This window comes from Pusillimonas noertemannii, from assembly GCF_003096595.1.
Lineage (GTDB): Bacteria > Pseudomonadota > Gammaproteobacteria > Burkholderiales > Burkholderiaceae_B > Pusillimonas > Pusillimonas noertemannii.
This window is the reverse complement of sequence record NZ_QEKO01000002.1, coordinates 570316-589610: the sequence shown is the minus strand read 5'-3', so window position 1 is coordinate 589610 and position 19295 is coordinate 570316. Positions and strand designations below refer to the sequence as shown.

Sequence of the window (19295 nt, the reverse complement as noted above, 5' to 3'; positions counted from 1 at the left end):
TTCAGTTCAGGCTTCCAGCACCGTGATTGCGATGGCTGCCGTATCCGTTCCTGTAAATCCCCCCGCGTTTTCAGCGACGGCCACTTTTGCCCCCTTGACTTGCCGTAGCCCTGCTTCGCCTCGCAGTTGCGAGACCAGCTCGTGGATCTGTGCGGTTCCGGTGGCGGCGACGGGGTGGCCACGCGACTCCAGGCCTCCACTGGGATTGACCGGAACGCGGCCGCCCAATGTGGTGGCGCCGTCCTGGAACAGGGCGGCGCCTCGGCCAGGCTCGCACAGACCCAACTCTTCATAGGCGAGCAGCTCGTTGAACGAAATGGAGTCATGCACCTCGGCGACGTCGATGGCGGCGGGTGTGATACGGGCCTCGGTATAGGCCTTCGCAGCCGTCCTGGCCACGGACGTCGCTGCGCCGGCGGCTGATGCCATCATGATGACGGACCCTCTTATCCATACGGGCCGTTGATGTTTCCGTACGAGGCGCTCGCGCGTGACGATGACGGCCGAGGCCCCGTCTCCGACGGGAGCACACATGAGGGCCGTGATGGGGCCGACGATCTGGCGGGAACCCAGGACTTCATCGACGGTCAGTGGTGTCGTGAACTGGGCATTGGGATTGTGGGCCGCATGGTTGCGGTTCTTAACCGCGATTTGAGCGAGCGTTTGCGCGTCGAGCCCGAATTTTTGCTGGTAGGCTTCCAGTCTGGGCGGATAGACCGCCGAGACGAAAATGCTGGCCTTGGTGACGTCTATGTCGTTGGCGGCGACGAAGTCGATGTCGGCTGCGCCGTTGAGCGCGATATAGGCTTTCGTTCTATCAGCGCAGATCAGTTTTTCGGCTCCCAGGACCAACACCGTGTCGGCGGCGCCGGCGCGGATATACTGGACTGCAAGATGCAGAGCGCTGGACGACGATGCGCATGCGTTGTCTATATTAAAAACGGGAATCGAGTGAAAGCCGTTGGCCTCGAGTATGGTCTGCCCGACGATGCTGACCTGGCCCGTGGTGATGCCGGCCATGGCGTTGGCGACGAAGGCTGCGTCGATATCGCTCGCTTCCAGGCCCGCGTCGGCTAGGGCATGTCGAATCGCCTCTCCTCCCAGAGTCTTCAGGGAGAAGTCCTGGTGCTTGCCGAAGCGGGTCATTCCCGTGCCGATTACCGCGACATTTTCCATGCTCATGATTGTCCGTACCGTTTGACAAAGTCGGCGGCGCCGCTGCGGAAATTTCCGCGCCGCATGGCGTCCCAGTGAACCGCATGGTCGAGACACATAGCATTTTCGAGCGGTAGTTCGCTGCCGCCGAAAATGGATCTCTTGGCGGCGGAAACGCCGATGCGCCCAGCTTTCCTGGCGACGTCGCGAGCGAATTTTCGGGTATCTTCCAGCAGGGTTTCGGGAGGGCATAACCGATCGACCAGGCCGTTTTCAAAGGCTTGCTGAGCGGAGACGGGATTTGCCTCGAGGATGAACTGCAGTGCCCGCGAAGGACCCATCAGACGGGCAATGAATTGTGTGCCTCCACCTCCCGAAGGCAGTACGCCGAACAGGTTCATTTCGGGCACGCCAATTTGCAAGCGTTCGTCGTCCGCGGCGAATCGCAGGTCGCAGGCGGCGGCTAGTTCGAGGCCCCCGGCCAGGGTATGGCCGTTCAACGCCGCCACGATCAACAGTGGGCTGCGTCGCAAGGACAAACACACGTCTCGGAAAACGTCCATTGCTTGGTTGAATTCATTGACCAGTGCTTCAGGTCCACGCTCGTTCAGGACGGAACCCATCCACCCTGCATCGCCCCCCGCTGAGAATATGCGTAGTTGGCTGGTAAGCACGATGGCGCTGATGCCAGGATCCGCTTCCGCGTTCTGCAAGGCCTGCTTCATCTCACAGAGAAGGTCGGGGCTCAAGGCGTTGACGGGGGCGAAGTTCAGGCGCCACGTTTGCGTGCCGCTTTCGGTTTCGATGATCAATTTTTGAGGGCTATTGGACATGGTGCACGTGTTCAAAGAGTAGAAAGAAAGCTTCTTACAACGTCATGGAAGGCATTCTTGTTGTCGATGACGATGAGATGGCCGCAGTTTTCCACGACGGCCAATTTAGAGCCGGGGATGGCTTGCGCGCATGCCTGACCCGTGGCGACAGGCGCCACCTGATCCTGGTCTCCATGGATGAGCAGCGTGGGAAGCTCCAGGCCTTTCACGGCTTCGGCGGGTTCGTAGTGCTCGAGGAGCCTCACCGTTTCAACGGCCACGCATAGGGAGGCATCGCCGAACATGCGTTCGATCCACCCCAGGGTGGCTTCGGACTGAGTGTTGTAGAACAGGGCTTCGGCCGATTTGCGGGCGAAACCTGGCCAGTCGCGCCGCATCGCTCGGGGCATTTTTGCGTAGGGTGAGGCTTGCGCCGACGGAAGCCCCACCGCGATAACCGCCGTGATCTGCGTCGGGTTCGACTTGCCCAGAGCCACCGCGATCGCAGCACCGAAAGCAAAGCCCGCTACGACGGGGCGCTGCAGCTCCAGCTCGTTGAATGCGGCAGCCAGGTCTCGGGCATGCCGCTCGAAGCCATAAGGGCCGGCCAAGTGTGACGAGCGACCGAAGCCGGCTAGATCGAAAGTGATGATCTCGTGATCTGCGCCCAGGTCCTCTTGCGCGTAAGCCCACATCTTGGCGTTCAGGCACCATCCGTGCAGCAATACGAGAGGAAGGCCTTTACCGCGCCGTTCGTAGGCAAGTCCGTTCGAAGTACGGCCCTGGGAGTATTCGGATTGAGAGGAATGTGGCATGGCCTAATCGATGCATGAGTTGGGGGATGCGGAGTAGGCCCATCAACGGCCTGAGATGATACTACTTAAAAATAAATTACATGTCAATTATAATAGTGTATAAGATTTATCGTAAAGTATGTTTAGGATGGAGCATTGCTGTGGGAGTCTTGGCGAATGCTCGTGCTAACATCATTGGCCGATACCCGGCATTGGGATATTCGGTGGGAAGTCATAATGACGTATTACTTTGAATCTCGAGGAAGCTTTGTGACTCGTCCAGCGTCTCTGGCCCCTGTTCGCAGCTCGAAACCACGTACGAAAAAAGTCAGTCTTGCGCAGCAGGCCAAGAAATTCACAGTATTGCAGCCCCAAGAGATCATTCTTGGCCTGTTCGGCGAATACGTGGAAGAACACGAACAGGTGTGGTCGGGAGGCCTCGTCAATCTACTTCAGGATCTGGGTTTTTCCGTAGCTGGCGCCCGGGTGGCGATCAATCGCGTCTGCCTACGCAATCTACTGATTTCGCAACGTGAGGGTCGTTTTATTTTTTATGTCAGCGCGCCTCGCCTTCTGGCGGTCATCGAAGAAGGCCGGCATCATACTTTCTCGGCGAAGGCCGATCCCCAATGGGATGGAAGTTGGAGGATCGTTTTGTATCAAGGTGCCGAGGGTCACAAGGTCGACGGCCATCGCGCGGATCGGGTCCGCTTGGGTCGTTGGCTTACCTTACGCCATTTTGGCGTGATCCAGGAGGGCATATGGATAGCAGGTGGTGGAGAGAGTCGTGAACTGAAACGTCTGATTTCCCGTCTAGGGATGGAAGGACAAGTATTGAGCCTGAACGTGAGCCTCAACGATCCGCAGGAAGCCCGCAACGTCATTCATCGTGCGTGGAATCTCGAGCTCCTGAGTTCTTTGTACGATATGTTCCTGGCGAAATTCGAGCCGATGTATGAAACGATCAATAAAAAAGGGGTGTCGCCCCTGGATGCCTTCGTCATCAGAACGCGATTGATCGATATGTTCAGGAAGATGGCCACGATAGACCCCAATCTGCCGGATACTGTCCTGGAGATCGAATGGCGGCGCGGGGAGGCGCTTGAGTTGTTCTATGCCATGCATCCCCTGCTGGCCGAGGGCGCGCGCGAGCACTTCGAGCAATGCGCCATCAGAACCACCCAGCCCATCGACATGGACACGAAAAAAACCAGGAAACAGACGCCGCGTCAACCCTGAAAGGGCCGCCCTTCGCCCTAGGCTTTAGCCGCCAGCGGGGCGGCGCCCTATCGAGTCGATCGAAATACGCGTCTCGCCGCTTGAAACCCTTCTTGAAGCCGCACGCCACGCATGGCCATAGGCCACCTCGAGGCTCAGGTGTATCGTGCCGTCAAGATGGCGCTGTTTTTGAAGCGCGTCGAGCAGGCGGCCGCGCCAGTCCCGGCCCACCAGCCCGGGCGTGCGCCCCAAACTGGGGTTGCCGCCCAGAACGCGAAGGTCATCAAGCAGCCTGTCGGCCTGCCGGTAGGTAAGGGTGATGACTTCCTGGTCCATGACCGGATCGGCGAAACCCTGCTCGAGCAGCAGGTCTCCGAAATCATGCATGTCGACGAACTGCGGCACGGCGGTCTTTATGCCGGCTTCGGCCAGGGCCTGGCGCAGCTCTTTGAGCGAGCCCGGGCCCAAGCACGAGAACATGGCCAGGCCGCCCGTTTTCAGCACCCGGCGCCACTCTGCCAGCACTTCGTGCGGCCGATGGTGCCAGTGCAGGGCCATGTTCGACCAGACCAGGTCCTGGCTTTCCGGCGGCTGGCCCGTATCAGCCATGTCGGCGACCAGGAAGCGCGCTGCCTGGGTCGGCTTGTTGCGCAGCTTTTGCCATAGGCTGGGCCGTGTGGCGTAGCGGTCGATTGCGGCCCGGATCTGGGGCGGGCAGGCGTCGATGCCCGTGTAGTCTATGTTTGCATAGCGCGCGCGCAGCGGCTCGAGCGCATGGCCCGCCCCGCAGCCGGCGTCCATGACCGCATGCGGCTGCACCTTGATATAGCTGAGGCGCTGCAGCATGCGCTGGGCGATTTCCCCATACAGAAACTGGGCCTTGTCCAGGGGCGCTCGGCGCGCGAACTGGCGGATGACATGCGCGGGTTCCAGCGGCAGGGTAGGAGGCTGTGACATTTGTGCGGTAAGGGTCTGGCAGGCGCCGGCAAGGCATGCTGTGATGAAGGCACCTTTCATGCGAGGACCAAGTGGCTGGTCTTTCATTATGGCCGATCTGCCTTCTCGACGCGAATCGCAAGGGTTCTCCGACGCCGCCGCGCCTTCGGGCCGTCATGCGGCGCAGGCGGCAGCGCCTGTGCCGCGCCGGGCGGGCAACTGGCTCGGGCGGGCAGCTTTTCACGGGTATCGGCTGTCTGTCCCGCAGCGGTATCTGCTGCGTTGGCTCGATCACGTGCCAACCCATTGTCCGCTATGTCTGGCGGCGTCGCGGGGCGGTAGGCCTTGTTCCGGCTGCCTGGTCGACATGCGCGCGGCGGCCGGCCACCGCTGTCCCGTTTGTGCGCTCGCGCTCCGGCCTGGCGCACAATGCCCGGATTGCGCGGTGCTTGCGCCCGCATTCGATCGCGTGGTGGCGGCGCTCGACTACGTGCCGCCGGTCGATCAATTGATCCTGCAGTTCAAGAATGCGGGAAAGTTCCACCACGCCCGCTTCATGGCCGAACTACTGGCGCAAGCCGTGCGGCATGCCAGCCCACAGGTCGAGAGGATTACAATCGTGCTGCCCGTGCCTTCCAGCCGCCAGGCGCTGCGCAGGCGGGGGTTCAATCCGGCCGGCGAAATCGCACGGCAACTGGCCGCCAGGCTGGGGCTGGCCTATCGGCCCGGCCTGCTGCTTCGCAGCGGCGAAGGAGCCAGCCAGAAGCAGCTTGGCCGGGCCGCCCGCACCGGCCCACAGGCAGGCAGATACCAATGCGTCGGCCCGGTGGAAGGGGCGGCGGTGGCGGTGGTCGACGACGTACTGACTACCGGCGCCACCTTGCATGCCGTTGCCGTGGCGCTAAAAAAGGCCGGTGCGGCAAGGGTGGTGGGCCTGGTGGCGGCACGCACCCCCTATAGACAAGACTGACGGAATAACCATGTTTCACATCGTGCTGGTCTCTCCCGAGATCCCTCCCAACACGGGCAATGTCATCCGCCTGGCGGCCAATACGGGCGCATCCCTGCATCTGGTGCGGCCGCTGGGCTTCGAGCTTGAAGACAGCAAGCTCAGGCGCGCCGGCCTTGATTACCACGAGTGGGCGACAGTGCGTGTCCATGACGACCTGGCCGCCGCCCTCGAGGCAATCGGGGCACCTGCCGGGCGCTGCTTTGCCATGACGACCCGGGCCAGCAGCCTTCTGGGCGCTCAGCGCTTCGAGCCGGGCGACGCCTTTGTATTCGGGCGTGAAACCGCGGGCCTTTCAGCGCACGACCTGCAGCGCTTTGCACCTGCGCAGCGCTTGCGCCTGCCCATGCTTCCCGACCAACGCAGCCTGAATCTTTCCAATGCGGTGGCCGTGACGGTGTTCGAGGCCTGGCGTCAGCAAGGGTACAAAGGCGGCGTGTAGGGGGCGGGCAGATGCTGGCCGGCTCGCTTTGCGCAACCGGGGCTCCCAATGCCTCGCTCGCAGCGGCTTTCAAAGCTTGGCGCCAGCCGGGATACACGGGCGGCGCCGAGGTTTTGGTGGTGGCGCTTATTCGGGCTTGGCTTCGCGCGACAGCAATTCTGAAACGGCCTGGCGGGGTGCCAGGCCGTCGAACAGCACGCTGCATACGGCTTCGGTGATGGGAAGGTCGACGCCATGCTTCTGACCCAGGGCCAGGGCGGCGCGCGCGCAGCGCACTCCTTCGGCCGTCATGCCGCCCGCCAGCACGGCTTCCAGCGTTTGGCCGGTGCCTATTGCCAGGCCCACCCGGCGATTGCGCGACAGGTCGCCGGTGGCGGTCAGCACAAGGTCGCCCAGGCCCGTCAGGCCGGAAAAGGTTTCGGGCATGCCGCCCAGGGCCACGCCCATGCGCTGGATTTCGGCCAGCCCGCGCGTGATGAGGGCGGCGCGCGCATTGGCGCCCAGTGCCAGGCCGTCGGAAATGCCGCAGGCGATGGCAATGACGTTTTTCAGGGCGCCGCCCACCTCGACCCCGACGACGTCGGTGCTGCCGTAGATGCGTGCCGTGCGCCCGTGCAGGGCGGCGGTAGCCGCTTGGCGGGTTGCTTCGTGTTCGCTGGCGATGGTCAGCGCCACCGGCAGGCCCTGTGCCACTTCTTTGGCGAACGAGGGGCCCGACAGCACGCCCGGCAGGGCGAGCCCCCGCAGGGCGGCCGCGGCGATTTCGTGCGGCAGCTGGCCGCTGGCCTGGTCAAAGCCCTTGCATGTCCATATGACGGGCGGCTTGCTGCTGGGCCATTGCGCCAGTGCCTGGGCCAGGCGGGAACAGGTTTCGGCCATGCCCGCGACCGGCACGCCCAGGATGATGAGGGCGGACGAGACGCCGCCCCGGCAGGCGTGCCCCACCGCTTCATCGAAGTCGCTGGTGCATTGAAGCGCCGAAGGCAGCTGTATATCGGGCAGATAGCGTGTGTTGACGTGCTGCTTGCCTATGGCCTGCGCCTGGGCGGCGTCGCGCGCCCAGAGCAGGGTGTCGGAATGGTGACTGGCCAGGGCGGCCAGGGCAGTGCCCCAGCTACCGGCTCCGAGCACCGTCGTACGCAGGCGTGGCACGGCCATATGAAGCGCTTATTGGCGCGTGACGCCGGGAGGCAGGACGATGCCCGAGTCTTGCCGCGCGGGCTGGCCCTGCTGCTCGGCCAGCTGCTGCAGGCGCTGTTCGTACAGGTTCTGGAAGTTGACCTCGGTAAGATGCAGCGGCGGCAGCGAGGTGCGGTTGATCAGGTCGGCCACGTTGGCCCGCAGGTAGGGGTACAGCATGGTAGGGCAGACGATGCCCAGAAGGGGGTCGAGCTGTTCGGCGGGAATGTTGGCGGCCTCGAAGATGCCGGCCTGGGTGGCTTCGATGAGATACAGCACTTTGTCTTCGACGCGTGTCGTGACGGTGGCCGTGACGGTGGATTCGAAGATGGTCTCGGCCAGGCGCTGTCCGCCCACATTGATCGACACCTCGACCGTGGGGCCTTCCTGCTCGAGGAAGATCTGGGGCGCATTGGGCATTTCGAGCGAAACATCCTTGATGTAGGTGCGCTGCAGCCCGAAGCTGGGTTCCTGGTTATTGTTCTGATTGGCTTGGTTTTGGTCCTGATCGGCCATTTGTCTTCCTAAGTGTGAACGCTTGCGTTCGGGTTGAGTCAGTTGTTGAGCAGCGGCATCAGGCCGTCGGCGCGGTCAAGCGCCGCCAGGTCGTCGTAGCCGCCGACGTGGGTGTCGCCGATGTAGATTTGCGGCACGGTGCGTCGCCCCGTGCGTTGCATCATTTCAACCCGCCGCTCGGGGTGCGTGTCGACGCGGATCTTGTCGATTTGGGTGACGCCCCGCTGCTTGAGCAGCATTTCGGCGCGTATGCAGTAAGGGCATACTGCCGTGCAGTACATCGTAACGGATGCCATGAATTGCCTCGCAGGGATGAAAGTGGTTCAGGCTTTTTTCGACAGGGGCAGGCCCGCCTGGCTCCAGGCGCGCAGGCCGCCCTCGAGGCTGACCGCCTCGAGCCCGTGCTTGCGCAAGGCGGCCGCCGCCCGAATGGCTTCGCGGCCCTGGTCGCAAAACACGATGAGCGGCTTGTTCTTGGGCAGCGTGTCGAGCTTGGCCTCGATTTCGGCTGCCGGCACATTGCGTGCCTGGGCGATGGTGCCCGCCTTGTATTGCTCGGGGCTGCGCACGTCGATAAAGACGCCCTGCTGGCGGTTTGCCAACTGCACGGCTTCGGTGGCGCTGACCGGGTTGGAACCGCGGCGCTTGCCTAGGGAAGGCCACAGCAGCAACGCGCCCGACACGACGGCAATAAGTACAATGTACAGATTATTCTGACTAAGGATGAAGTCCACGATATGTATCTCGATTTATCTCTTTAAGTAAGGGGGAATCGGTCGATTATAAAATGGACGGCAATATTCAACTAACCAGCCTCATGTCCCGCGGTTTTGTCGCCATGACCGCGGGACGCGACACTAGGAAAACCTGGACTTACTATGCATAAACTCGTACTGATGCGTCACGGCGAAAGCCAGTGGAACCTCGAGAACCGATTTACCGGCTGGACCGATGTCGATCTTACCGACACCGGCCGCGAGCAGGCCCGCCAGGCCGGCGAGCTGCTCAAGCGCGAAGGCTACGAGTTCGACCTGGCATTCTCGTCGGTGCTCAAGCGGGCCATCCGCACCTTGTGGATCGCCCTTGACGCCATGGACGCCATGCATACGCCCATAGGCCTGAACTGGCGCCTGAACGAGCGGCACTACGGCGCCCTGCAGGGCCTGAACAAGGCCGAGACCGCGGCCAAGTTCGGCGAAGAGCAAGTACTGGTGTGGCGGCGCGCCTATGCCATCGCCCCCGACCCCCTCGACCACGACGACCCGCGCCACCCGCGTTTCGACAAGCGCTATGCAAAGGTTGCGCCCGAAAACCTGCCCGCCACCGAATGCCTGAAAGACACTGTCGAGCGCGTCGTGCCTTTCTGGAACGACTCCATCGCTCCGGCGCTGCGCGCCGGCCGCCGTGTGCTGATCGCGGCCCACGGCAACAGCCTGCGTGCCCTCATCAAGCATCTCGATTCCATTTCAGACAACGATATCGTGGGCGTCAACATCCCCACCGGCCAGCCCCTGGTCTACGAACTCGACGACGATCTCAAGCCGCTGCGCCATTACTACCTGGGCAATGCCGACGAAATCCAGGCAGCCATGGCGGCTGTGGCCGCCCAGGGCAAGGCCAAGGGTTGATTCCTTGATGCAGCGTATCGGTTCGGCGGCGCTATTGGCCGTATGGCTCGGATCGGCGCTTGCGGCCGATCCGGCCGCGTCCCTGCAAAGCCGGCAGGCCGACGCGCAGGCGCAGCAGGCCCGCCTGCGCGACCGCATCGAGACGCTGCAGAAAGACATCAACAAGCACGAGGCCTCGCGCAACGATGCGGCCCAGGCGCTCGAAGCTTCGGAAACAGCGATCTCGGACATTGACCGGCGGCTGGCCGAACTGGCCCGCCAGAAGCAGCAGGCCGAAGATGATCTCAAGCGCCTCGAAGGCCAGATCGCCGACTCGCGCCAGGAGCTCAAGCAGCGCCAGCAAGAACTGGCCGATCAACTGCGGGCCCAGTACGCCAGCGGCCTGTCGCCGTGGGCCGCCTTGCTGTCGGGCGATGACCCGCAGGCCATAGGCCGTGAGCTGGGCTATCTTAGCTATGTCTCGCAGGCCCAGGCGGCTGCGTTGCAGGCGGTTGCCCAGGCGCTCGAGCGCCTGAATGCCTTGCAGGACAGGTCCCGGCAGCGCAAGAGCGAACTCGAGCGCGTGGCCGAAGAAACGGGGCAGCGCAAGGCAGAGCTCGAAGAGCAGAAACAAGAGCGCAAGCGCGTCCTGGACAAGATCAGCGAACAGCTGAAGGCCCAGCGGGCCCAGGCCGACACCATGCAGCGCGACGAGCGTCGCCTGGGCCGGCTCATCACCGGGCTCGAAGAGGCCATTGCCAAGCAGGCCGAAGAAGCACGACTGGCCGAAGAGCGGCGCCGGGAAGCGGCGCGCCAGGCGGAACTTCGCCGTCAGGAAGAAGCGCGGCGCCTGCAGGAGCAACGCGCCGAGCAAGAGCGCCAGCGTCAGGAAGAAGCACAGCGGCAGTCGCACCGCGACCAAGAGGCCGCGCGCCAGGCCCGCGAGCAGGTAGAGCGGGCTCGCGCCCGCGAACGCGAGCAGGAACAAGCCGCCCGGCAACAAGCGCAGGAAGCCCCGGCGTCGGCGCCCGAGCCCGCCGCCCTGCGTGGCCTGCGCCAGGGCCTGCCTTACCCCGTGCGCGGCGAGGTGCAGGGCCGCTTCGGCGCAGAACGACCCGATGGCGGCCTGTGGCGCGGAATCGTGCTCAGGGCAAGCGAGGGCACGCCGGTCAAGGCCATCGCTGCCGGCAGGGTCGTCTACGCCGACTGGCTCAAGGGTTTCGGCAACATTCTCATCATTGACCATGGTGCGCAATACCTCAGCGTCTACGCCTACAACCAGAGCCTGCTCAAGCAGGTCGGCCAGGCGGTGGCGGCCGGCGAGGCGATCGCTACGGTGGGCGCAACAGGCGGCCAGGTCGAGTCCGGTCTATACTTTGAGATTCGCCATCAGGGCAAACCCGTCAATCCGCTTCTTTGGCTGGCGCGTTAATTTCGGTACTATTTGTCTGGCGGCACCGCCGGCGGCGGTGCCGATACCAAAATATCATTTCAGGAATGTGTGCATGGGCACTCGCAGGGTAGGCAGTTTCGGTTTGGTGGTTCTGGGCGCCGTGGGCGGCATCCTGGTCAGCCTGGGCATATCGGCCCTGGCGCAGCGTGCGGAACCTTTGCCCCTGAAAGAGCTGCAGCAGTTCGCCAACGTGTTTTCGGCGATCAAGGCCAGCTACGTCGAGCCCCTGACAGACGAAAAGCTCATCAACGATGCCATCAAGGGCATGTTCGACGACCTCGATCCCCACTCGGCCTATCTCGACGCCGAGGCATTCAAGGAAATGGAAGCCATCACGCAGGGCGGCTTCGGCGGCCTGGGCATCGAGATCGGCAGCGAAGACGGCATGCCCAAGGTCATTGCGCCCATCGAAGACACGCCGGCCGCACGCGCCGGCATCCTGGCAGGCGACCTCATCACCCATATCGACGGCAAGCCCACCAAGGGCATGACCCTCAATGAAGCCATCAAGCTCATGCGTGGCGAGCCCAAGACCTCCATCGTGCTTACCATCAAGCGCGCCGAACAAGAAAAGCCCCTTGTCGTGAAGATCGTGCGCGACCTCATCAAGGTGCGCAGCGTGCGCAGCAAGATGCTCGACAACGGCATTGCCTACGTACGGGTGGCCCAGTTCCAGGAACGCACCGCGGCCGACTTGGTCAATCAGCTGAGCAAGCTGGGCGAATCCAAGCCGCCCAAGGGCCTCATCCTCGACCTGCGCAACGATCCGGGCGGCCTGCTCGACGCGGCCATTGGTGTTTCCTCCACCTTCCTGCAGCCCAACGTGGCGGTCGTCTCCACCAAGGGCCGCATTGCATCGGCAAATCGCGAGTACTTCGCCAAGCCCAGCGACTACATGCGCTCGTTCGCGGGCGGCGATCCCCTGCGCGGCGCGCCCGAATGGACACGCACCGTGCCTATGGTGGTGCTGGTCAATGTCGGCTCGGCTTCCGCCTCTGAAATCGTCGCGGGCGCCCTGCAGGACCATGGCCGCGCCAAGGTGCTGGGCAACCGCACTTTCGGCAAGGGGTCGGTACAAAGCGTCCTGCCGCTGGGCGAAGACACCGGCATCAAGCTAACCACGGCCCGCTACTACACGCCCAAGGGCCGCTCCATACAGGTAACGGGCGTCGAGCCCGACATCACGGTCGACGATACGGCGCAGGGCAATCTGTTCCGCCTGCCGCGCGAGGCCGACCTGGCGCATCACCTTGAAAATGCAATGGCCACGCCCGAAGTCGTTACTCCGGTCGAAGACGAAGAAGGCGATCGCCCCGAGCCCAAGATGTTCGAATTCGGCGGGGCCGACGACTTCCAGCTGCAACAGGCCATCAATCTGCTCGAGGGCAGGTCTGTCAGCAAGAGCGGGCCGCGTCCCGCCGCGGCCAAGAAAGAACCCGCCGGCGCTTCGCAGGCCGCCGCTTCCAAGGACGAGGCTCAAAAAAAAACTGAGCAGCCCGCGCAAACCGTCCCGCCCGACAGAATAGAGCGTTTCCGCATCACTCCGGACGGTCTGGCCCCCATCCATGAATGACCAGGATCTGCTGCGGTATGCGCGGCACATCCTGCTCAACGAGCTTGGTATCGAAGGGCAGGAGAAACTGCTTCAGGCGCGCGTGCTGATCATAGGCGCGGGCGGTTTGGGGGCACCGGCCTCGCTGTACCTGGCCGGCGCCGGGGTCGGCCGCATCACGCTGGCCGACGACGACGTGGTCGAGCTCAGCAACCTCCAGCGTCAAATCATCCACACTACCGACAGGCTCGATCAGGCCAAGGCCGAATCGGGCAAGCTGGCCCTGCATGCGCTGAACCCTTCGGTGCAGGTCGATGCCGTTGTGCGGCGCCTGCTGGGAAGCGAGCTTGAAGACGCCGTGGCCCAGGCCGACGTGGTGCTTGATTGCTGCGATAATTTCGCCACCCGCCATGCGGTCAACCGGGCCTGTGTGCTGCATCGCAAGCCGCTGGTGTCGGGGGCGGCCATACGGTTTGCGGGGCAAGTCAGCGTCTATGACATGCGCGACGATGCATCGCCCTGCTATCACTGCCTGTTTCCCGAGGCCGACGAAGCCGACGAAGTCAGTTGCGCCACAACAGGGGTGCTGGGCCCGCTGGTGGGCATCATCGGCAGCACGCAGGCGGCCGAAGCCATCAAGCTCATCACGGGCATGGGTAAAAGCCTGACAGGGCGCCTGCTTTGCCTGGACGCCCTTACCATGCAATGGAGCAGCATAGGCCTGCAGCGCGACCCGGCCTGTCCGGTATGCGGCCACCGCTGATCTACAGGCCCAGCAGTTCCAGCTGCTGCCTGAAATTGCCGGTGGGGGCCGCCTGCCAGCCGCTTTGCGCATAACGCAGCCAACGGCCCAATACATACAGCAGCAGTACTTCGGCTCGGGGGCCGGCATCGCCCCCCGGCAGCTCCCCTTGTTCCATGCCCAGCCGGGCGCTTTCAGCCAGCATGCGCTCCACCTCGCGCAGCAAGGCGTTGGCCTGCTCTTGCAGCGCCGGCGCTTCGCCGGCCAGCGCGCCGCCGGTCAGGACGCGGGCGGCGCCCCGATGCCGCTCGACGAACAGCAGCAGGGCGTGAACCTGCTTGCGCAACCTGGGCCGGCCCTGAGCCTCGGTGATCGCAATGTGGGTGAGGTCTTCGAGGATCTGATCGCCGACCAGCGCGATAAGGCCGGCGAATATGGCGGCCTTGCTGGAGTAGTGACGATACAGCGCCGCCTCGGACTGGCCCATTTCATGGGCCAGGGCGGCTGTGGTGATGCGCCCGGCGTCCGGCCGTTCGAGCATGGCGGACAGGGTCTTGAGAATGGCGGCCTGCTTGGCGGAAAAGTGCGTGGCCATGGCTCGTATGAAGGCCGGAGGCTCAGCCGCGCAGGGCGTGGCGGCTGGTGAGCAGCTGGCCGATGGAGTTGACCCGCAGGTCGACGTAGGGGCTGCGGCCGGCGTGCAAGCCCGAAAAAGGTGTGCCGGGATGGAATATGTGGACGGTTTTCATGCCGAGCGCCCGTGCGGACTTGAGGTTGCGGAGGGTGTCTTCGACCAGCACCACGTTGGACGGCGGCTGGCCCACGCGTGCCAGCACCTGCTTCATCAGGGCCATTGTCGGCTTGGGCCTGATACGTCCTTGCAGCGTCATGTGGTCGATGGTCCAGAGGCTTTCGAACTGCTGCAATATGCCAAGGGTGCCGAGCACGCCGCGCGCATATGCCAGCGGAGCGTTGGTAAGCAGGATTTTACGCCCCTTCAGGCCGCGCAGCTTGCGCGCCAGGCCCGCCTCGCAATGCACTAGCGGCGCCGGGTCGAAACGGTGGCTGCGCTCAAGGAACGAACGGGTATCGATGCCGTGATGGCGCGACATGCCTATTACCGTGGCGCCGTAGCGCTTCCAGTACATGACGCGTAGCCGATGGGCTTCGCCCAGGTCGACGCCCAGCGCCTCGATCACTGCCTCGGTCATGTTCTGGTCGATGGCCTTGAAGATGGCGACCGAGCAGTCGTGCAGCGTGTTGTCCAGATCAAAGAGCCAGACACGCTCGCCGCCATCGCCCGCCGCCCAGCGCGAGCCGATGCTGCGGCGGCGCGGGCGGTGCGGCGCCGGGGGAACGAGCAGCCGGCGTTGTGCCGGCTCGTTTTCGGGCCTGGAAGCCGCCGGCACCGGCGAGCCTAGTGGGAGCTGATCATGGTGCCTACGCCACGATCGGTCAGGATCTCGAGCAGCAGGCAATGCGGGACGCGGCCGTCGACGACATGCACCGAGGTGACGCCGTTGCGCGCGGCCTCGAGCGCGGACGAGATCTTGGGCAGCATGCCTCCCGAGATGGTGCCGTCCTTGAAGAGTTCGTCTATGGTCTGCGCCGACAGGCTGCGCAGCAACTGGCCGTTCTTGTCGAGCACGCCGGGGGTGTTGGTCATCATGATGAGTTTCTCGGCGCCCAGCACCTCGGCGATCTTGCCGGCCACGAGGTCGGCATTGATGTTGTAGGCGCGGCCGTCCTCGCCGTATCCGATGGAGGAGATGACCGGTATGAACTGGTCGTCTTGCAGCGCCTTGACCACGGCGGGCTCGATCCGGGTGATATCGCCCACATAGCCGATGTCGAGCCACTCGCCGGGCTTTTCATTGTCGGGTAGCATCTTCTTGCGGGCCTGGATCAGGCAGCCGTCCTTGCCCGTGAGGCCCACCGCCTTGCCGCCGGCCTCGTTGATCATCATGACGATGTCTTGTTGCACCTGGCCGCCCAGCACCCATTCCACGACTTCCATGGTTTCGGCGTCGGTGACCCGCATGCCCTGGACAAAGGTGCCTTCTTTGCCGATGCGCTTGAGCGCGTCGTTGATCTGCGGGCCGCCGCCATGCACCACCACCGGATTCAGCCCGACCAGCTTGAGCAGCACGACGTCGTGCGCAAAGCTGCGCTGCAGTTCTTCTTCGATCATGGCGTTGCCGCCGTACTTGACGACGACGGTCTTGCCATGGAAGCGGCGGATGTAGGGAAGGGCTTCGGACAGGACGTCGGCCTTGACCGTTGAAGAGTGCGAGGAAGAATCGTTGGGGGCGGGTGTGGTCATGGCGGGCGGAGAAGTGGATGACTGTGAAAAACCCGAAAGCGGGGCTTTCGGGTTCGACATGCGGACCTGGCGAAGGATCAGCCTGCCAGGGCCCGTTCTACCGTTTGGCGAAAGGCCAATTTATCGTAGTTGCCCAGATAGCGCTTGATGATGCGTCCCTGCTTGTCGACGAGAAATGCGGTGGGCGTGAGCTTTACGTCGCCGAACGCCTTGGCGATCTCGCCCGTTGCATCCATGGCAACGGTAAAGGGCAACTGGCGCGACTGGGTGAAATTGCGGACGTAGTCGGGCGGATCGTAATCCATGGCCACGGCAATGACTTCGTAGCCTTGCGGCGAGTAGTCGTTGTAGGCCTGCACGGTGTCGGGCATCTGCTGCACGCAGGTGACGCAGCTGGTGGCCCAGAACTTGACCAGATACACTTTGCCGCGCAGGTCGTTGGTGGTGAACTGGCGGCCGTCGAGCGACGTATAGGTGACTTGCGGGGCGGCCTTGGCCGAACCCTGGAATTGCCACAGGCCGATACCGGCCACGACAATCAGGGCCGCCAGGCCCAGAAGTAGTTTTTTCATTGGACAGGCATGGTTTGTACTTCGGCCGAACCGGAGTCGGGCTGGGTGCCTGCGGCGGGAGCGGAGGACTCTTGGACAGGCGCGGCGGACGTGTCGGTGGCCAGGCTTTCAGGCGAGACGATCTCGAACAATTTTACTACTTTATTGATGCCGGACACCCCGGCGGCGGCCTTGCCGGCCCTTTCGCTTTCGGCTTCGGTGACCCGGCCCATGAGGTAGACGACGCCCCGCTCGGTGGAGACCACGATGGTGCGGGTGGGGACGTCTTTGGTATTGATGAGCGTGGTGGTGACCTTGGTGCTGAGCCAGCTGTCGTTGGTGCGCACGTTGATGGAGGTGATGTCGCCCACCCGCAGCTGGTTGTACACCCGCTTGACCTTTTCGACCTTGGAAGCCAGCTGCTCGGCCTGCTGCTTGTCTTGCTCGGTGGGGACATCGCCCGTCAACAGCACATTGCCGGCGTATGCAATCGTATTGACACGCCCCTTGTCGCCGACCAGCTTGCGCATTTCGGCGCCGACCTTCATTTCGATGGCCTGGTCTTCGACCTGTTCGCCCGCGGTGCGGCGGTCGGTGGCCACGACGGCGGTGGTAGCCGCGGCGCCGCCCACCACCAGCGGTGCGCAGCCGGACAAGGCGACCAGCGACACCACGGGAATGCAGGTGACGAGCAGCAGTTTCGAAAGGCGGTGGTTCATGGCCATTAGAGCGTATCTCCGAGAAGCAGGGCGTCTATGCCGTCGCACAGGGCATGCAGAAGCAGGATATGGACCTCTTGGATGCGCATGGTGCGATCGTGGGGCACACACAGGTGGATGTCGGTTTCGTAGAGCAGTTCGTTGAGCTTGCCACCGCCTTTGCCGCTAAGGGCAATGACGGACATTTCTCGTTCGTGGGCTGCTTCTATGGACCGCAGTACATTGGGTGAGTTCCCGCTGGTGGAAATGGCCACCAGTACGTCGCCCGGCTGGCCCAGGGCCGCCACTTGCCGTTCGAAGACCGCGTCGAAGCCGTAGTCGTTGCCCACCGCCGTGAGGATGGAGGTGTCGGTGTTGAGTGCGACACCCGCCAGGGGCAGACGGTCGCGCTCGAAGCGGCCGACCAGTTCGGCAATGAAGTGCTGGGCATCGGCGGCCGAGCCGCCATTGCCGCAGGCGAGGATCTTGTTGTTGTTGGCCAGGGCGCTGAAAAGCAGGTCGACCGCATTGGAAAGCGGCTGAGCCAGGGCCTGCGAACTGGCCTTGAAAGTGTCGATCGCGTCGTCGAAGTGCGACGCCATGCGTGAGGTCATGTCCATGGCCGCTATTATCTCATGCGCGGCAATAAAAAATGTCAATGTGGGTAACCAGTGCCGCCCGGATGGCGAAGGCCAAGGCCTAGCCGGGCGCCATCACCACCCCCTGCAGCCAGGTCAGCTCCGAGCCGTCGATGGCGACGACGTCGAATCGGCAGGCAGGTACGCGTCCGGCGAAATGGCGCCGGGCCAGCTTCGGCAGGAACCACGCGGCGGCGCGGGCCAGGCGTTGCTGCTTGGCCTGGTCGACGCTGGCCGCTGCGCCCCCGAAGCGGCCGCTGTGGCGGTGGCGCACCTCGACGAAAACCAGTACGCCACCCTGAAGGCAGACGAGGTCGATTTCGCCGGCCCGACAACGCAGATTGTGTTCAAGCACCCGTGCCCCGGCGGCCTCGAGGTGGCGCCAGGCGCGCTCTTCGGCGCGTCGGCCCAGGCGCTGGGTGGGCGACAGATGCGGTAGCTCGGGGGTGCCGGCTGCCGTCGCGCCGCAGGCGCTGCGCGTGGCGCGCCGGCGCCGGCGTATGGCCCGCCGTTGCGCCGCGCGCGCCAGCGCGTAGGGGTCTGACGTATCATCGAGCATTGAATCCTCCCAACATGCATCGACAGCCAGTATGAGCCAAACCCCCCCTCCCGACATCACCGCGACATGGAATCGTCTTGCCCAAAAAGTGGCCGACCAGCATTGGCCGGCTTCCGCCCTGTACGTGGTGGCCACGCCCATTGGTAACCTGGGCGACCTGAGCCTGCGGGCCTGGCAGGCGTTGTCGCAATGCGACGTCATCGCGGCCGAAGACACCCGTGCCAGCCGCACCTTGCTCGATGCCTGGGGCATCTCCACGCCGCTTATGGCCGCCCACCGGCACAACGAGGCCGGGGCGGCGCAGGCCATTCTGCAACGACTCGAGCAGGGCGAGCGCGTCGCCCTGGTCTCTGATGCCGGCGCGCCGGCCGTCAGCGATCCGGGCGCCCGCATCGTTCGCGTCGTCCGCGAGGCGGGCCACGCGGTCGTTGCCATACCAGGGGCCAGTGCCGTCGTCACCGCACTGATGGCCAGCGGCGTCACCTCTGACGAAAACCCGGCTTTCGTATTTGCCGGATTCACCCCCGCCAAGTCGGCGGCGCGCCAGAAGTGGTTCAGGCAATGGGCAGCGCTGCCCGCCCCGGTACTGATGTTCGAGTCGCCGCACCGCCTGGCCGCTGCCCTGAAAGACCTGCTCGAGGTATGCGGCCCCGATCGCATGCTGACCATCGCCCGCGAACTGACGAAACGCTTTGAGCAGGTGGCCACCCTGCCACTGGGCGACGCGGCGCGATGGTTGGCAGAAGACAGCCATCGCAGCCAGGGTGAGTTCGTGCTGATCGTCCACGAGGCGGCCGCCGCCCCGGACGACGGCGAGGTCGATGCCTCGGCCCTGCAACTGCTCGATGCCTTGCTGGAAGAGCTCAGCGTCCGCGATGCTGCGCGCGTGGCCGCCAAGGTAAGCGGCCTGTCGCGCGACGTGTTGTACGCCGCCGCGCTGAAGCGAAAGCGTTAGTGTTCGCTAGTGTTCTTAAGCGCTGCTGGAGGCAGTATCGGCAGTCGGTGATGGTCAGCACCAAACGCAAGCCGTCGGAGACACGGAGTCTTCAGGCGGGCGTCGGAGGGCGCCGCGTGCTGACGAAGGGAGCGTGGGGGCTTTCGGCGAAAGCAT

General features: G+C 63.9%; 23 protein-coding genes. 8 read left to right on the top strand and 15 right to left on the bottom strand.

The window, feature by feature from the left end:
- Positions 1-6: 6 nt before the first annotated feature.
- Genes C7440_RS09895 through C7440_RS09885 form a run of 3 tightly spaced genes read right to left on the bottom strand, consistent with a single transcriptional unit; the run spans position 7 to position 2782 of the window.
- Positions 7-1182, bottom strand: coding sequence for a thiolase family protein (locus C7440_RS09895; RefSeq protein ID WP_116518380.1), 1176 nt, complete (start codon positions 1180-1182; stop codon positions 7-9).
- Positions 1179-1988, bottom strand: a complete 810-nt coding sequence (locus C7440_RS09890) for an enoyl-CoA hydratase/isomerase family protein (protein ID WP_083851309.1) — start codon at positions 1986-1988, stop codon at positions 1179-1181. The genes C7440_RS09895 and C7440_RS09890 overlap by 4 nt, the downstream gene beginning before the upstream one ends.
- 11 nt (positions 1989-1999) lie before the next feature.
- Positions 2000-2782, bottom strand: coding sequence for an alpha/beta fold hydrolase (locus tag C7440_RS09885; RefSeq protein ID WP_083851308.1), 783 nt, complete (start codon positions 2780-2782; stop codon positions 2000-2002).
- A gap of 216 nt (positions 2783-2998) precedes the next feature.
- Between C7440_RS09885 and C7440_RS09880 the strand changes: the two genes are divergently transcribed.
- Positions 2999-4000 (top strand): PaaX family transcriptional regulator, encoded by a 1002-nt coding sequence (locus tag C7440_RS09880; RefSeq protein WP_165832521.1) that lies wholly within the window; start codon positions 2999-3001, stop codon positions 3998-4000.
- A 24-nt stretch (positions 4001-4024) separates the two neighbouring features.
- On the opposite strand, the gene C7440_RS09875 is transcribed toward C7440_RS09880, so the two are convergent.
- Positions 4025-4936, bottom strand: coding sequence for a methyltransferase domain-containing protein (locus C7440_RS09875; protein ID WP_180064384.1), 912 nt, complete (start codon positions 4934-4936; stop codon positions 4025-4027).
- Between the two features lie 424 nt (positions 4937-5360).
- Between C7440_RS09875 and C7440_RS09870 the strand changes: the two genes are divergently transcribed.
- Positions 5361-5885 carry a ComF family protein gene (locus C7440_RS09870; RefSeq protein WP_243410878.1) on the top strand — a complete coding sequence of 175 codons (525 nt, stop codon included), beginning with the start codon at positions 5361-5363 and terminating at the stop codon, positions 5883-5885.
- A gap of 10 nt (positions 5886-5895) precedes the next feature.
- The gene (locus C7440_RS09865) at positions 5896-6366 is read left to right on the top strand and encodes a tRNA (cytidine(34)-2'-O)-methyltransferase (RefSeq protein ID WP_116518377.1); all 471 of its coding nucleotides are present in this window, start codon (positions 5896-5898) and stop codon (positions 6364-6366) included.
- Positions 6367-6492: 126 nt separating this feature from the next.
- Here the strand turns inward: C7440_RS09865 and C7440_RS09860 are convergent, their stop codons facing one another.
- Genes C7440_RS09860 through C7440_RS09845 form a run of 4 tightly spaced genes read right to left on the bottom strand, consistent with a single transcriptional unit; the run spans position 6493 to position 8795 of the window.
- Positions 6493-7524, bottom strand: coding sequence for an NAD(P)H-dependent glycerol-3-phosphate dehydrogenase (locus C7440_RS09860; protein ID WP_017524909.1), 1032 nt, complete (start codon positions 7522-7524; stop codon positions 6493-6495).
- Between the two features lie 9 nt (positions 7525-7533).
- A complete protein-coding gene (secB, locus tag C7440_RS09855) occupies positions 7534-8061 on the bottom strand; it encodes a protein-export chaperone SecB (RefSeq protein WP_116518376.1) in 528 nt (175 codons plus the stop codon).
- Between the two features lie 38 nt (positions 8062-8099).
- The gene (gene grxC, locus C7440_RS09850; RefSeq protein WP_026068023.1) at positions 8100-8357 is read right to left on the bottom strand and encodes a glutaredoxin 3; all 258 of its coding nucleotides are present in this window, start codon (positions 8355-8357) and stop codon (positions 8100-8102) included.
- Positions 8358-8384: 27 nt separating this feature from the next.
- Positions 8385-8795, bottom strand: a complete 411-nt coding sequence (locus C7440_RS09845) for a rhodanese-like domain-containing protein (RefSeq protein ID WP_017524906.1) — start codon at positions 8793-8795, stop codon at positions 8385-8387.
- Between the two features lie 144 nt (positions 8796-8939).
- On the opposite strand from C7440_RS09845, the gene gpmA reads away from it, so the two are divergent.
- From gpmA to C7440_RS09825, 4 genes are all read left to right on the top strand, one after another.
- Positions 8940-9689 carry a 2,3-diphosphoglycerate-dependent phosphoglycerate mutase gene (gpmA, locus tag C7440_RS09840; RefSeq protein WP_026068021.1) on the top strand — a complete coding sequence of 250 codons (750 nt, stop codon included), beginning with the start codon at positions 8940-8942 and terminating at the stop codon, positions 9687-9689.
- A gap of 7 nt (positions 9690-9696) precedes the next feature.
- The gene (locus tag C7440_RS09835) at positions 9697-11100 is read left to right on the top strand and encodes a murein hydrolase activator EnvC family protein (protein ID WP_017524904.1); all 1404 of its coding nucleotides are present in this window, start codon (positions 9697-9699) and stop codon (positions 11098-11100) included.
- Positions 11101-11173: 73 nt separating this feature from the next.
- Positions 11174-12694 carry a S41 family peptidase gene (locus C7440_RS09830; protein WP_116518375.1) on the top strand — a complete coding sequence of 507 codons (1521 nt, stop codon included), beginning with the start codon at positions 11174-11176 and terminating at the stop codon, positions 12692-12694.
- On the top strand, positions 12687-13436 hold the full coding sequence (locus C7440_RS09825; protein WP_017524902.1) for a HesA/MoeB/ThiF family protein: 750 nt from the start codon (positions 12687-12689) through the stop codon (positions 13434-13436). Before C7440_RS09830 ends, C7440_RS09825 begins: the two co-directional genes overlap by 8 nt.
- Before the next feature lies 1 nt (position 13437).
- Here C7440_RS09825 and slmA read toward each other — a convergent pair whose 3' ends face one another.
- The 7 genes from slmA to C7440_RS09790 all read right to left on the bottom strand — a co-directional run bounded on the left by slmA (position 13438) and on the right by C7440_RS09790 (position 18184).
- The gene (gene slmA, locus C7440_RS09820) at positions 13438-14010 is read right to left on the bottom strand and encodes a nucleoid occlusion factor SlmA (RefSeq protein ID WP_017524901.1); all 573 of its coding nucleotides are present in this window, start codon (positions 14008-14010) and stop codon (positions 13438-13440) included.
- Positions 14011-14032: 22 nt separating this feature from the next.
- A complete protein-coding gene (locus C7440_RS09815) occupies positions 14033-14779 on the bottom strand; it encodes a pyrimidine 5'-nucleotidase (RefSeq protein ID WP_100224211.1) in 747 nt (248 codons plus the stop codon).
- Positions 14780-14832: 53 nt separating this feature from the next.
- Complete coding sequence (gene argB / locus C7440_RS09810) at positions 14833-15738, bottom strand: acetylglutamate kinase (protein ID WP_017524899.1); 906 nt, start codon at positions 15736-15738, stop codon at positions 14833-14835.
- A 77-nt stretch (positions 15739-15815) separates the two neighbouring features.
- Positions 15816-16310 (bottom strand): TlpA disulfide reductase family protein, encoded by a 495-nt coding sequence (locus C7440_RS09805; RefSeq protein ID WP_017524898.1) that lies wholly within the window; start codon positions 16308-16310, stop codon positions 15816-15818.
- Positions 16307-17014: a BON domain-containing protein gene (locus tag C7440_RS09800; protein WP_017524897.1), complete on the bottom strand. Its 708-nt coding sequence runs from the start codon at positions 17012-17014 to the stop codon at positions 16307-16309. The genes C7440_RS09805 and C7440_RS09800 overlap by 4 nt, the downstream gene beginning before the upstream one ends.
- On the bottom strand, positions 17014-17607 hold the full coding sequence (locus C7440_RS09795; RefSeq protein ID WP_165832520.1) for a phosphoheptose isomerase: 594 nt from the start codon (positions 17605-17607) through the stop codon (positions 17014-17016). The genes C7440_RS09800 and C7440_RS09795 overlap by 1 nt, the downstream gene beginning before the upstream one ends.
- A 79-nt stretch (positions 17608-17686) precedes the next feature.
- Positions 17687-18184 carry a YraN family protein gene (locus C7440_RS09790; RefSeq protein WP_116518374.1) on the bottom strand — a complete coding sequence of 166 codons (498 nt, stop codon included), beginning with the start codon at positions 18182-18184 and terminating at the stop codon, positions 17687-17689.
- A gap of 31 nt (positions 18185-18215) precedes the next feature.
- On the opposite strand from C7440_RS09790, the gene rsmI reads away from it, so the two are divergent.
- Complete coding sequence (gene rsmI, locus C7440_RS09785) at positions 18216-19139, top strand: 16S rRNA (cytidine(1402)-2'-O)-methyltransferase (protein WP_116518373.1); 924 nt, start codon at positions 18216-18218, stop codon at positions 19137-19139.
- Positions 19140-19295: the final 156 nt, after the last annotated feature.